Annotated in this window: 12 protein-coding genes; 4 read left to right on the top strand and 8 right to left on the bottom strand. The window is 60.1% G+C overall.

The window, feature by feature from the left end; all coding sequences use genetic code 11:
* The first annotated feature begins 2 nt into the window (after positions 1 to 2).
* Complete coding sequence (gene dapF, locus HMPREF2996_RS10225; protein WP_070446736.1) at positions 3 to 839, top strand: diaminopimelate epimerase; 837 nt, start codon at positions 3 to 5, stop codon at positions 837 to 839.
* A gap of 18 nt (positions 840 to 857) precedes the next feature.
* Here the strand turns inward: dapF and HMPREF2996_RS10220 are convergent, their stop codons facing one another.
* Positions 858 to 1,391, bottom strand: coding sequence for a hypothetical protein (locus HMPREF2996_RS10220; protein ID WP_070446737.1), 534 nt, complete (start codon positions 1,389 to 1,391; stop codon positions 858 to 860).
* A 20-nt stretch (positions 1,392 to 1,411) separates the two neighbouring features.
* Positions 1,412 to 2,194 carry a hypothetical protein gene (locus HMPREF2996_RS10215; RefSeq protein ID WP_070711317.1) on the bottom strand — a complete coding sequence of 261 codons (783 nt, stop codon included), beginning with the start codon at positions 2,192 to 2,194 and terminating at the stop codon, positions 1,412 to 1,414.
* A 122-nt stretch (positions 2,195 to 2,316) separates the two neighbouring features.
* Here HMPREF2996_RS10215 and hflX point away from each other — a divergent pair, with 122 nt between their 5' ends.
* Positions 2,317 to 3,795 carry a GTPase HflX gene (gene hflX, locus HMPREF2996_RS10210; RefSeq protein WP_070731267.1) on the top strand — a complete coding sequence of 493 codons (1,479 nt, stop codon included), beginning with the start codon at positions 2,317 to 2,319 and terminating at the stop codon, positions 3,793 to 3,795.
* Positions 3,796 to 3,829: 34 nt separating this feature from the next.
* On the top strand, positions 3,830 to 5,110 hold the full coding sequence (locus HMPREF2996_RS10205; RefSeq protein ID WP_070711315.1) for a uracil-xanthine permease family protein: 1,281 nt from the start codon (positions 3,830 to 3,832) through the stop codon (positions 5,108 to 5,110).
* Between the two features lie 98 nt (positions 5,111 to 5,208).
* On the opposite strand, the gene HMPREF2996_RS10200 is transcribed toward HMPREF2996_RS10205, so the two are convergent.
* The 4 genes from HMPREF2996_RS10200 to HMPREF2996_RS10185 form a co-directional block, all read right to left on the bottom strand.
* A complete protein-coding gene (locus HMPREF2996_RS10200) occupies positions 5,209 to 5,532 on the bottom strand; it encodes a hypothetical protein (RefSeq protein WP_070711314.1) in 324 nt (107 codons plus the stop codon).
* Between the two features lie 147 nt (positions 5,533 to 5,679).
* A complete protein-coding gene (locus HMPREF2996_RS10195; RefSeq protein ID WP_010190265.1) occupies positions 5,680 to 5,949 on the bottom strand; it encodes an HPr family phosphocarrier protein in 270 nt (89 codons plus the stop codon).
* A 58-nt stretch (positions 5,950 to 6,007) separates the two neighbouring features.
* Positions 6,008 to 8,092 (bottom strand): PTS fructose transporter subunit IIABC, encoded by a 2,085-nt coding sequence (locus HMPREF2996_RS10190; protein WP_070731265.1) that lies wholly within the window; start codon positions 8,090 to 8,092, stop codon positions 6,008 to 6,010.
* 23 nt (positions 8,093 to 8,115) lie between these two features.
* Entirely contained in the window at positions 8,116 to 9,087 is a 972-nt protein-coding gene (locus tag HMPREF2996_RS10185; protein ID WP_070731263.1) for a 1-phosphofructokinase family hexose kinase, read from the bottom strand.
* A gap of 238 nt (positions 9,088 to 9,325) precedes the next feature.
* Here HMPREF2996_RS10185 and ptsP point away from each other — a divergent pair, with 238 nt between their 5' ends.
* A complete protein-coding gene (ptsP, locus tag HMPREF2996_RS10180) occupies positions 9,326 to 11,020 on the top strand; it encodes a phosphoenolpyruvate--protein phosphotransferase (protein WP_070711311.1) in 1,695 nt (564 codons plus the stop codon).
* 82 nt (positions 11,021 to 11,102) lie between these two features.
* Here the strand turns inward: ptsP and HMPREF2996_RS10175 are convergent, their stop codons facing one another.
* Both HMPREF2996_RS10175 and lexA read right to left on the bottom strand, forming a co-directional pair.
* Positions 11,103 to 11,885 (bottom strand): DeoR/GlpR family DNA-binding transcription regulator, encoded by a 783-nt coding sequence (locus tag HMPREF2996_RS10175; protein ID WP_070446745.1) that lies wholly within the window; start codon positions 11,883 to 11,885, stop codon positions 11,103 to 11,105.
* 368 nt (positions 11,886 to 12,253) lie between these two features.
* Entirely contained in the window at positions 12,254 to 12,976 is a 723-nt protein-coding gene (lexA, locus tag HMPREF2996_RS10170; protein WP_070644943.1) for a transcriptional repressor LexA, read from the bottom strand.
* Positions 12,977 to 13,669 lie beyond the last annotated feature (693 nt).

Here is a 13,669-nt window from a genome sequence, read left to right as displayed (position 1 = left end):
CTATGAACTTTGCTAAAGGCCACGGAACTGAGAACGATTTCGTCATTGTGGAGGGAACCGAGCCGCTACCGCCGGAAAAGGTGGCGGCACTGTGTGACCGTCGAGCCGGAATCGGCGCCGACGGTGTACTGCGCGTCATCCGCGCTGGTGAACTGCTCGCTTCTGGAGAAATCGATGAGCTCGCGCCGGGTATTAACGCCGATGACTGGTTCATGGACTACCGCAACGCGGATGGCTCCGTGGCGGAAATGTGTGGCAACGGCACCCGCGTCTTCGCGCATTGGGTCCGTTCCCGTGGGTTGGTGGAAGAAGACACCTTCACCGTGGGCACGCGCGCCGGCGCCAAGCAGGTTACCGTGCACTCTTTCAGCGAGACTGAGGCCGAAGTTAGCGTGGAGATGGGACCAGCACAGGTGCTCGGTGTCTCCACGGCTGCGATGGCGGGGGAGAGCTTCGCCGGGCTAGGAGTGGACGTGGGAAACCCCCATTTGGCGGCTGTAATCCCGGGGCTTAGCGCAGAGGCCTTGGCTGGAAAGCGCCTTGAGCAGCCTGTCTTTGACACTGATTTTTTCCCGGCAGGCGTCAACGTAGAGCTGGTGACACCTTTGCGCGATGGTGTGATTCACATGCGCGTCTTCGAGCGCGGCTCGGGGGAGACTCGCTCGTGCGGCACCGGAACGGTGGCGGCAGCGTGCGCCGCGCTTGCCGATGCCTCCCAGGTCACCGGCCACGTCCGCGTCATTGTTCCGGGCGGCGAGGTAGAGGTGGACATCACCGAAGACGGCTCCACGCTGACGGGGCCTTCGCGCATCGTGGCAACTGGTGAAACCTCACTATAGGGCTTTTCGGGACGGCGTTTAGCGTCCGTCCTCTTTTTTGTAGTTGGTGCCCAAGGCCAAGGCGGCGCGGCGGGCCGCGAGCCAGGCTTCTTTGAGTTCTGCGGCGCGCTCGTCGGCCACTTTAAGCAGGGATTCCAGCTCACTGGTTTCAACGTGCGGTGAGTTCACCCGCGCATCGAGGCGGCGTAAGAAGCGTTGCGCACCATGCATCTCGTAGTGGAACGCTTCGATGACGGGGTTTGCGCAGTCGACGTCGACAAGCGCGGGGCGGTGCAATGTTCGGTCGGCTAAGGACTCCGCGTCATCGCTCGTAGCAAACGTGGCATAGTCCTCGAGGACACCCGTGATGTCCTCCACCGTGAGCGCAATGGAAGCCCGCAGTGCCGCATGCTCCGAGGCGTTGGGGCGGGCATCGGCGAAAAGCCACAGCGCGCCGCAGACGAAAGCAGCGAGGATGACTCCCGGCAGCTTCAGCGTCACAATCAACACCGCAGCGGTAACTGCGGCGAGAAGCAGCGCTAGACCGCGACGCTGAGATGCGGAAAAAATCATGGTGACAACTCTCCGAGACCTTAGTGGCCTCCGCAGCCTCCAGAGCCACAAGCGCAGCCGCCTTCGCCGCCACAACCACCGGTGGGCAGCGCAATCGAGGCCGTCAACATCGCCGAACCCGCAAGAACGGAATCCTTCGGTGGCAGCTCACCAAAGCTCTCCGGCAGACACAGATCGAAGGGGAAGGTGCCATCCATGACGAGGTGCATGAAGCGCTTACCTGTGAGCTGGTTGTGGCGCCACTCGGATTCCATGACCCGTGCGGAAAAAGTGCAGCCCGGCGTGGGGGATTCGGAACCGGAACCGGCCGCAACAATTGCCGCGCCAGTGGATTCAAACGTGGCTGGGTAGGCACCCTTCTCGGCTTCGTAGGCTTCAGTGCTGTCGAAGGCGGTGACGTCGAGGCCCATCGCGGTGAGCTCTACCTGTTGCCACTGCTGGGTGTCCTCATCTGCCAAGAGCGGGCCCTGCGCCAGGTTCGCCGTTGCTTGCGCGAGAACGTTTCCGAAAGGATCGATGATGTCCAGGTAAGCCAAGACATCGTTGATCATAGAGACGTGAGCGAATCCTTGGGTGACGCCCTCGAAGCCGATAAAGGTGGCGAAAGGTTCGACGGCAAGGATATTGAGTTGCGCCCCGGAAGGATCCGAGAACTGAATGAGTTGTCCTCCGCGAACCTCCCCGGTGACTGCCAGCTGGTTGGTGGAAATGGCGGCTTCGACGGCGTCCTGCCAGCGCTCGTAGTTGAGGCCAATGGCCTGCATCTCTGGGTGGGTGGTCTCTTTGACGGTCATGCGGCCCATTGTATCTGGCGCCGCGATGACTCAAAAATGTTGTCGGTGAGCCTTGCCGCCGGGATCGGCACAAGGTCGTGTGCAACGGAGATTCCCTGTTAAGAGGCGTGACGTGCAAGAATAGAAAACATATGACACAAGAAACCCATGATGATCTCCTCGCGCAGGCTTTTGGTGAGCCCGCGCCCATGCCACAGGTGCCGTCCACCGGTGATTTCGACCTCGCGGAGCGCAATGCCTTCCGGCGAGTGAACCGTAAGACCACAATCCGCTCAGAAGACAGCACCGACATCTACGAGGTGGAGTACCGCAAGCTCCGCCTTGAGCAAGTGATCTTGGTGGGCGTGTGGACCGAAGGCACCGTGGCCGAGGTTGAGGCCACGATGGCGGAGCTTGTCGCGTTGACGGAGACCGCGGGTGCAGAGGTCATCGAAGCCCTGTATCAGAAGCGCGACAAGCCGGATCCTGGAACCTATATCGGTTCCGGCAAGGTGAAAGAGCTCAAGGATATCGTGACTGCCACCGGCGCGGATACCGTGGTATGCGACGGCGAACTTACCCCGGGCCAGCTCACGGCATTAGAACGAGCGCTCAACACCAAGGTTATCGACCGCACCATGCTCATCTTGGACATCTTCGCGCAGCACGCCAAGTCCAAGGAAGGTAAAGTCCAAGTCTCGCTCGCACAGCTGGAGTACCTCTACACCCATACACGCGGTTGGGGCGGTAACCTCTCGCGCCAGGCGGGTGGCCGAGCCGGATCCAACGGCGGTGTCGGCTTGCGCGGACCCGGTGAAACCAAGATTGAGACGGATCGTCGCCGCATCCGCACGCAGATGGCGCTGCTGCGCAAGGAACTTAAAGGGATGAAGACGGAACGCGAGATCAAGCGCTCGCGCCGCGCATCCTCAACGATTGCGCAGATCGCTATTGCTGGCTACACCAACGCTGGCAAGTCTTCGCTCATCAACGCGATGACGGGCGCTGGCGTGCTGGTGGAGGACGCGCTGTTCGCTACCTTGGATCCCACTACGCGCCGCGCCGAGCTGGCCGATGGCCGTCAGGTCGTCTTCACCGATACCGTCGGCTTTGTGCGCCACCTGCCGACGCAGCTGGTGGAAGCCTTCAAATCCACCTTGGAGGAAGTCCTCGCAGCGGACTTGATGCTTCATGTGGTGGACGGCTCTGATCCTTTCCCGCTCAAGCAGATTGAAGCGGTCAACAAGGTCATCTATGACATTGTGAAGGACACCGGTGAGGAAGCCCCGCCGGAGATTATCGTCATTAATAAGATTGACCAGGCTGACCCCCTGGTACTCGCGGAGCTGCGCCACGCCCTCGACCGCGACAATGTCGTCTATGTCTCCGCCAAGACAGGGGAGGGCATCGATGAGCTCACTGCGCGTGTGGAGCTGTTCCTCAATTCCCAGGACGAACATGTGCAGTTGCTCATTCCGTTTACCCGCGGGGACGTGGTCGATCGCATCCATACCCAGGGCACCGTGCGCAGTGAAGAGTACACGGGTCAGGGCACGCTTGTCGACGTTCGCCTGCCCGCCTCTATTGCCGCCGAACTCAGGGAATTTCGCGTGGCCGGTGAGGACGCTTAGGTTTCAGTGCTCCCGTGAGCCATAATTATGGTTCGTGAGTAATTTTGGCTGGGCCGTCCACGGGGACGGAAAAACGATTAAGCCGGGCGCGGTCGTCGCACCCGAAGAACGATTGAGCTGGGGCCGCACTATCGGCATTGGCATGCAGCACGTCGTGGCCATGTTCGGCGCGACACTGCTGGTGCCCACCCTGACCGGATTCCCGGTCAATACGACGTTGCTGTTTTCAGGCCTGGGAACAATCCTATTCCTCCTGATTACCCGCAACCGCCTGCCTTCCTACCTGGGATCCTCTTTCGCGTTCATTGCGCCGCTGAGCGCCTCCCAGCAGTACGGCATTGGCGCACAGGCGGGTTCCGTCTTAGTGACTGGCCTGGTCCTGGTGGCGATTGGTTTCGCGGTGAAGGCGGCGGGCCGGAAGGTCCTTGACGCCGTCATGCCGCCGGCTGTGACCGGCGCCATCGTGGCACTGATTGGCCTTAACTTGGCGCCCAATGCTGCCACCAATTATTCGAGCCAGCCTCTAGTTGCCACGGTGACGCTGGCGGTCATCATCCTTGCCACCGTCGCCGGTCGCGGCATGGTGTCGCGCCTGTCGATTCTTATCGGCGTCGTCGTCGGCTGGGCTTTCGCGGCCGCTACAGGCAACCTTGGCGAAGGCGCTGTGGAGTCCATCCGCGAAGCAGCCTGGATTGGCTTCCCGCAGTTCCATGCGCCGGAGTTCCACGTTTCCGCCATCGCGGCAGCCCTGCCGGTGCTGGTTGTGCTGATTGCTGAGAACGTCGGTCACGTCAAGGCGGTCTCGGAGATGACCAAACGCGATCTCGATGATTTGGCCGGTGACGCTCTCATCGCTGATGGCCTGGCTACCTCCCTAGCCGGTGGGTTCGGCGGCTCCGGCACAACAACCTATGCGGAGAATATCGGCGTTATGGCCGCGACCCGCGTCTACTCCACGGCCGCCTACTGGGTAGCTGCTATCACAGCCATCGCTCTGGCCTTCATCCCGAAGTTTGGCGCGCTCATCTTTACCATCCCCACCGGCGTGCTGGGCGGCGCTTGCATTGTCCTCTACGGGCTCATCGGCATGCTCGGCGTGCGCATCTGGATGGACAACAAGGTCAACTTCAATAACCCGGTGAACCTCACTGCTGCGGCGGTGGCGCTCATCGCGGGTATTGGCAACCTCACCCTCGACGTCTTTGGCGTGACGCTTGAGGGCATTGCCTGGGGCTCTGTCGGCATCATCGTGCTCTACCCGGTGATGAAGAAGCTCTACGGCTCCATTGGTGAGGGCCGCGGCGCGAAGTACTAGACATACCCTCGCCGCCTGAACGGAGTAAAGGCACCATCTGGAGGCTTTGATTTAGAAAATCCCAGGTGAATGTGTGCAGAAGTCTGCATAAGGTGCTTTTACTTCGGTCCCTTTAGAGCTCTCCCCACGAACTCATCATTCAGCCAGACATCATCACTGTCGGAATGAGCCTGTGCGTAGTCCAGCAGCTCTTCCACCGTGTGTATGTATACCTCGTCGTCGGTATGAGTTGGCCACGAAATGGTTTCGGGGTTGGCGAAGTCTGCTTTTCCAATCGGATAATCTCCCGCTAATTGATCCGCCCAGAGGCGTGAGGCGACTCCGTGGTAGAGGGTTTCGGTATCGAGGTCGCCGCGGAACCGGGTCAACGCTCCCATGACCTCGTAGCCGAAGTCTGGGGGCGTTGTTGGCTGGCCAGTCATGTCTTTGACTCTACACAGTAGGTCACTTCAGTCGAGGGGAGAAGACGAGAGAAAGAGCCCGCGCAGACACGGAGAAACAAAAAGCTCCCGCCACCCTCAGTACAAGAGGGAAGCGGGAGCTCTGCCGTTCTATAGACGGAAAGTGCTTTAGGAAGCGTCGAGGTCCTGCTCGATGAGACCGGCGATCTTCTCCACAGCGGCCTCGTTCTCAGAAGTCACGGTGACTTCGTCGCCTTGCTCGGCGCCGAGAGCCATGATCATGAGGGAGGAAGCAGCATCGGTCTCATCCTCGTCCTCATCGCCGACGAGGGTCAGGAAGATGTCCTCGTCGAACTCAGCGGCGGCATCGGCGATGATGGAGGCCGGACGTGCGTGCAGTCCGACGGAGGAGCCAACCTTGACGGTCTTAGAAGCCATGATAATAATCCTTTCGAATTACGGTGTTTCGTGCTTACAAGTGTACGCGGCTTAGGCGCTAGGCGGCGGCCTTGGTCTTGTCTGCCTTCGCAGCAGCTTCTTCAGCAGCCTTGTTAGGCCAGAATTGCTTCATCGCGATGACCGCAATGGCGGACACGATGACGCCGGCAAGGATAGCCACGAAGTAGGCCCACGCAGGTTCGATAGCGAAGATAACAAAGATACCGCCGTGCGGGGCGCGAGACATGACGTCCAGGGACATCGACAGAGCACCAGTTACTGCGCCACCGAGCATCATTGACGGGATGACACGCAGCGGGTCGGCAGCAGCGAATGGGATAGCGCCCTCGGAGACGAAGGACAGCCCCAGCAGCCAGGCGGACTTACCGTTTTCCTGCTCCGCAGGCGTGAACAGGTTCTTGCGTACGAAGGTAGCGATGGACAGTGCGATCGGCGGAACCATGCCGGAGGCCATAACGGCGGCCATGATCTTCATGGAAGCCTCATCACCCGTGGACAGGCCAGCAGTAGCGAAGAGGTAAGCAGCCTTGTTGACCGGGCCACCCAAGTCGGAGCACATCATAAGTCCCAGGATGATGCCCAGAAGGACCGCGGAGGAACCGGACATAGAGGACAGCCAGTTCTGCAGGCCTTCCATGATGGCGGCCAGCGGTGCACCGAGCAGCAGGTACATGAGCAGGCCGGTAATCATCGTGGCGAGCAGCGGGATGATGACCACAGGCATGAGGGAGCCGATCCAGCGCGGGACCTTCCACTTGCCAATCCACATCGCAACAAAGCCAGCGATAAGGCCGGTGACCAGACCACCGATGAAGCCCGCACCGAGGGTGACCGCAATGGCACCACCGGCGAAGCCCGGCGCGATGCCCGGGCGGCCCGCCAGCGCGAAGGCAATGTAGCCGGAGAGCGCCGCGACGATGAATCCCATCGATGCTTGACCGATGGCGAAGAGCACGGCGCCGATGTACAGGGCGAACCCTGCCTTCTTGAAGGTCATCATTTCGCCATCAACCATGACGTCATGGCCCGGCAGGTTGGTCAACGAGTAATCGCTGGTGATGGCCTGCCAACCGTTGGCCATGTCGTAGCCACCGAAGAGGAAGCCCAAGGCTAAGAGGAGGCCACCGGCAGCGACGAAGGGCACCATGTAAGACACACCGGTCATGATGGCCTGCTGAATGCGCTTGCCCCAGCCCAGACCTTCGCCTTCTTCTGCGGAACTAGAGGAGGCTGCGCCTGCCGTGCCTGCGACCTTGTGTGCGTTGGGGTTCTTGGACGCAGCGATAGCTTCATCGAGCATCACGCCCGGCTCGTTGATGGCGCGCTTGACGCCTGATTCAATAACGGGCTTTCCGGCGAAGCGCTCCCGGTCGCGAACACCGACATCGGTAGCGAAGATGACGGCGTCGGCAGCCGCGATGGTGTCTGCAGAAACAGCGGTGTTATTGGAGGAACCCTGGGTTTCAACGGTGAGCTCGACATCGTCGCGCTCCTCGGCGGTTTGGGTGAGGGCGTCGGCTGCCATGTATGTGTGGGCAATGCCGGTCGGGCATGCGGTCACAGCCACGATGCGGGTCTTCTGTGAATACGCAGCCTTGCTCGCCGCAGGCGCTGCAGTCGCAGCTGCAGGTGCTGATTCGCTGGCCGTAGCCTTCTTCTTCGGTTTTTCGGCGTTAACCACGTCGAGTACCAGGGAGACGATTTCCTCCTTGGTCTGCGCGGTGCGCAGAGCCTCCAAGAAGTCCTTCTTCACCAGCGCGCGAGCCAGCTTGGAAAGGATCTTCAGGTGTGCTTTACCGCCACCTTCCGGGGCGGCGATGAGGAACACCAGGTGGGCGTCGCCATCGGGCCCGGAGAAGTCTACACCGCGCGAGAGGCGGGCGAAGGCCAAGGTGGGTTCAGACACTGCGGCGGAACGGCAGTGTGGGATGGCAACGCCACCGGGGACACCGGTGCCAGCCTTTGCTTCACGCTCGATGGCGGGGTCAGCCAGTTCCTCCACGGAGGTGGCGCGGCCGGTGTCGTGGACAAGCGTGGCCAGGTTGGTAATGACTGTCTCGATGCTGTCACCGAAGTCGGCGTCGAGCGCCACAAGATCGGTGGTGATGAGTTCTGATGACATCGGGTACGTACTCCTCAGTACTGCTAAAAGTCGGTGACGGCCTGAACCGTCGTGTGTTCGATATCTAGTTCTTCAGGGGTTGGTATCTGGGTTCCCGGGAGTGCTGCGGCAGCCGAGCCGTAGGCCACCGCTTGGCGCAGGGCTTCCGAGTAGGAGGCACCCGAGCGGCGGGCGAGGATATAGCCGGAGAGCGAAGAATCACCGGCGCCCACGGTAGAGCGCAGGGTAATCGGCGGGGGAGTAGCGGCCCACGCTTCATCGGCAGTGACCAGCACTGCGCCAGCGCCACCCAGGGTGACGAGAACCTCGGGGATGCCGCGCTTGACGACGACCCTCGCGGCCTTGACCACACCGCTAAAATCACCGTTCTCGGCGGCAGCTTCGAGGGCCTGACCATCCACGTTGGCTAGCTGGCCAAGCTCAAGACCATTCGGCTTGATGAGGTCGGGGCTGGCGGTTTCGAGGTTTTCTCCGAGAGCCACCATAGGGGCGTCGGAGGTGTCGACGGCTACACGGATGTCGGGGTTGGCTTCGCGCGCGACACAGATGAGCTGCGTGTACCAATCTGTAGGAACGCCTTGGGGAAGAGAGCCCGCCATGACGATCCACTCGGCGTCAGCGCAGAGTTCAGCAACGGCCTGTGCCACGTCTTGCTGAATTGATTCATCGAGCGTGGGGCCGGGTCCGTTGAGTTTGGTCGTACGGCCATCCGGTTCGGTCAGGGTGGTATTGGTGCGCACCGCGTCATGTGCCGGCACGGCGTGCACGGGGATAGACGCGTCAGCGGCGAGGGCTAAGAAAGGGTCTGAGGCCACAGCCGGTAGAAGGGCCAGACTGTCGACGTTGGCGAGCGTTACGGCGTGCGTGACGTTGACGCCTTTACCACCGGCAACGCTGGATACAGACCCTGCGCGGTGTACAGCACCAGGCTCGAGTTCCTCGTTTAGGCGCACGGTGGCGTCGATGCTGGGGTTGGGGGTCAAGGTAAGGATCATTGTGGACAATGTCCCCTTTCGCGGAGTGCGTATATTGGGGGCAAACGCGCCTCGGCGGCTTAAACAAGAACTCCCGTGCGGATTGCCCGTGGTCAGCGTGAAAGTAATGTTGCTTAATGTTGATTATTGCCCGTATGTGTCCGAATGTCAACGGAATCACTGTGGTTTTCGTTGCATTTTTGACCGACTTGTGATGATCTGGATAGAGAAAAACATCGTCTCCGTAAGGAAATGTGTCATGGAAAACGCATCCCCATCCACCATTAAAGGCACCGGCGTCGTCGCCGGCGTTGCATACGCTGAGGCGGTGTGGGTTCGCCCACGCCCAGAACTGCCCACGGCTGGAGAAACCGTGGCGGAAGAGCAACGTGATGCTGAATACGATCGCTTCCTCGAAGCCGCCGACATCGTTGCCAGCAGGCTAGAACAGCGTGCCGCTGGTGCTGAAGGTCAGGCAGCAGAAGTTCTGGGCGCTACTGCTGGAATGGTCAAGGACCGAGGTTGGCACAAGGCAGTGCGCAAGGGCATTCGCAGCGGCAAGAACGCCGAATATGCAGTTGTTGGTGCCACAGACAGGTTTGTCACCATGTTTGAGGCCGCCGGCGGCGTAATGGCCGAGCGCACGACTGACCTCAAGGACGTGCGCGACCGTGTCATCGCACAACTGCGTGGTGAGCAAGAGCCGGGCCTGCCCATGGTTGAAGGGGAGGCGGTGCTGCTGGCGGATGACCTTGCACCGGCGGATACCGCAACCTTGGACACCACCCATATCAAGGCGCTTGTGACCGAGCTGGGCGGTCCCACCAGCCACACGGCAATTATCGCTCGTCAGCTCGACCTTCCGTGCATCGTGGCGGTCGGCGCTGAGCTGCGCACGATTGAGGCGGGAACCCAGATCTTCGTCGATGGCTCCGTGGGAACAGTGGCCCTTGGTGCGGATCGCGCTGCCTCGCTCAAGGCTGTAGAGGAATACCGCGAGAAGGCGGCACGAGTGGCCGAGTGGCGGGGTCCGGCCCAGACCAAGGATGGACACCGCGTGCAGTTGCTCGCCAATGTTGCCGACGGCAACGCAGCTCGCATCGCCTCTGATTCGCAGGCAGAAGGTATCGGTTTGTACCGTACAGAGCTGTCCTTCCTCTCCGCGAGCGAAGAGCCCACCGTGGAGGAGCAAGCGCGCATCTACGGCAAGGTTTTCAACGCTTTCCCGGACTCCAAGGTCGTTGTTCGAACACTCGATGCCGGTTCTGATAAGCCGATCTCCTATGCCACGTTAGACTCTGAGGAGAACCCCGCCTTGGGCGTCCGCGGCCTGCGCATCGCCCGCGATAACGAGGCACTTTTGACCCGTCAGCTCGATGCCATCGCGCAGGCCGCAGAAAAGCGTGCCGAAAGTGCCACGACGTGGGTTATGGCACCGATGGTGGCCACGGCAGTCGAGGCAAAGTGGTTCGCCGAACTCTGTCGCGAGCGTGGGCTCACGGCTGGTGCGATGATTGAGGTACCGGCTGCAGCCCTGATGGCGGATACTATCCTGCCGCACCTCGACTTCGTGTCCATCGGTACCAATGACTTGACGCAGTACACTATGGCCGCTGACCGCCTATCGCCCCAGCTGGCCTACTTGACTGATCCGTGGCAACCGGCCGTGTTGCGTTTGATCCAGCACACCTGCGTGGTCGGGCGCGATAATAATGTTCCGGTGGGCGTCTGCGGCGAAGCAGCAGCAGATCCCATGCTCGCCTGCGTGCTAACTGGCCTTGGTGTGACTTCACTGTCTGCGGCGTCGACTGCGGTCGCAGGTGTTGGCGCACAGCTTGCTGAGGTCACTCTTGAGCAATGCCAGAAGATGTCGGACGCAGCAGTAAACGCTGAGGGCCCAGCTGATGCCCGCGCCGCGGTGATTGACCTATTGGAGCAATTCCAAGCGTCCTAGATTATTGTGAATGCGCAGGAGGTGTGTGCCCCTCACCATGAAGGGGTGCACACCTCCTGAAACGATCTAGGGGCTAAAGCGCCTACTTCTCTGCAGCAATGATCACCTCAATGCCGTGCTCACGCAGCGCTTCAACGTAGGAAGCGGGCGCGCCGGCATCGGTGATAACGACATCAATTTCATCGAGGGACGCAAAGCTCACGAGGTAGTCATTGCCCAGCTTTGAAGAATCGCACAGTACGACGACGCGGTGCGCATTGGTGACGAAAGCGGACTTGATCGCAGCCTCTTGCGAGTCTGCCGTTGAGAGACCGTGATCAATGGTCAGTGCGTTGGTGCCGACAAAAGCCACGTCGGCACGCATGAGCGCCATGGTGCGAAGGGCGGTATCACCAACCACGGCCTGGGTAATTGCCCGTACTGTACCGCCAAGGAGCTGGACTTCGGATACCCCGTTGCTGGCTAGCGAAAGGGCGATCGGCAGGCTGTTGGAGACGATGCTGAACTGACCTGCCGAATAGCGCTGGCCAATGAGATCAGCAAGCGCATTCGTCGTGGTGCCGGCGTCGAGGAAGATGCTGCCGCCATCGGGAAGCTGTTCCAGTGCAGCGCGCGCAATGGCCATCTTGGCGCCCGTGGCCGAGCGTTGACGGGTATCAAGGGTTAACTCCGCGGTTTGGAAGGATTGGGAGGCAACCGCACCGCCATGGACTCGGTGCACGACTCCTTCCCGGTCCAAAACCGCGAGATCGCGGCGAATCGTCTCAGCGGTAACATCGAAGCGTTCAGAAAGTTCGGTGACATTGACACGGCCTTCGACGGCGGTCAATGAGGCAATTTGTCGGCGACGCTCTTCTGCGTACATAGTTCCTCCCGGTGAAGTCTGCCTGTGGTGGTCACTGCGCCCGCCGCGGAAAGGAAACGGGGCTGGGGCGTGTGAACGAAAAGAACAACGAATGTTGCGGCGATGCTTCTATTGTCCCACTGAAGGTGAAGAAAACGGAACGAAACAAAGAAAAACTCACATTGAGATTGCTGTCTTAGTGTAAAAATTCCGTCATAACCTGCACATATGTAAATGTGTGATGTCGGACGCTAAAGCGGTAGGAATCGGGCATGTACACACACAAGGGGGTAGAAAGAAACAATCCCCCGGCCCTTTACGCCCGCACCGAGTGGACTGGCGCTGCGGGGTGGGTAGGGCCCTGGGGGATGGCTGCGAAGTGATGATTCCTAGAGCTTGCGGAAAACTGACACTACCTTGCCCATGATCTCAGCTTCGTCGCCCTTGATGGGGGAGTAGGCATCATTATGGGGGAGAAGCCAGACGCCGGAGGAGTCGCGGTGAAATTCCTTTACGGTGGCTTCTTCGCCGTCTAGGAGAGCGGCGACGAACTCGCCTTCCTCTGCGACGGATTGTGAGCGAATAATCACCCAATCGCCGTTGAGGATTCCGGCGTCCTGCATAGAATCGCCCACGACCTGCAGCATGTAAAGCTCGCCGCTGCCAAGGATTTCGCCCGGCATGGGGAAATAAGCGTCAACGTTTTCTTCGGCGGTAATTGGGGAACCTGCGGCAATGCGGCCGACAACAGGGATATAGTTCGGCGTCGCTGCGTCCTCGGGGATATCGGGGGTGGAAAGATCCGGAGACTTGTTTGCCTGGCTTGTCTTGCGGCCGGGCTTCTTCGAGTCTTCGGCACCGGGGAAGTGGCGGACATCAACGGCGCGCGGCTTGTTTGGATCGCGGCGCAGGAAGCCCTTCTCCTCAAGCTGCTTCAGCTGGTAGGCCACGGATGATGTGGACTGTAGGCCGGTGGCATCACCGATCTCACGAATGCTTGGCGGGTATCCGCGGAGCATTACGGCATCATGGATAACCTCCAGGATGCGGCGCTGGCGGGCGGACAGGGTGTCGAGGGAAGGGTGGTCGCTTCGCTTGGATTTGCGGGCCATTCTTTCTCCTAAAACTATTGCGATGTGCACATTCGTGGTTGAGGCTTTGGCATGCCAGGCATGTATGGGGCTGCCGATGGTGCTTCTGCTTTCCTTTTTAGCACGACAGGAAAAAATGTTCGACTGGCGTCGCCGAATTATGGACAAATTTTCGAGACGGTGCTATAAATCGAACATACACGCTAAATCGAACGGTTGGTCGATGGTGATGTTCGAAAGTGTCTGCCTGGATTCTTATACTTCGGATATTGCATCGATGGAGAAGGAAGAACTAGAAAGGAGCCGTCATGGCTATCGCTCTCAATAATGCCTCTGTACTGCGTAGGGATGTTCGTCGGAAGCCTCGCAATACGGCAGTGCTGGTCCCTCCGGCGGCAATTTGGGATCCTGTGCAGGGCCAGGTGCGAACCCATGAATTATCACCTACTTCTTCCCGTGGCTCGTCTGTTGTTCGAACGCTCTCTTCGGAGGGTAGAACACAGGGGCGCACGATCAGCTCGGCACCATCCTGTGTTTCTTCCCCGCGGAGTGTGTCGCGGAGCCGGCGTGGTGGGTCGAACGTAGGTAACTATGTTTTGGGCGCGGTCTTTGGCGCTGCAGTCTTTATTGGAACAGTGTGGGGTGGCCTCAGCATCGATAGTGAGGTTCCTAGTAACAATGGTGCTTCAGCTACCGCGGAGGCAACTTCGCGCT

It is taken from the genome of Corynebacterium sp. HMSC066C02, from assembly GCF_001814945.1.
GTDB lineage: Bacteria > Actinomycetota > Actinomycetes > Mycobacteriales > Mycobacteriaceae > Corynebacterium > Corynebacterium aurimucosum.
This window is presented reverse-complemented; position numbering and strand designations above follow the sequence as displayed.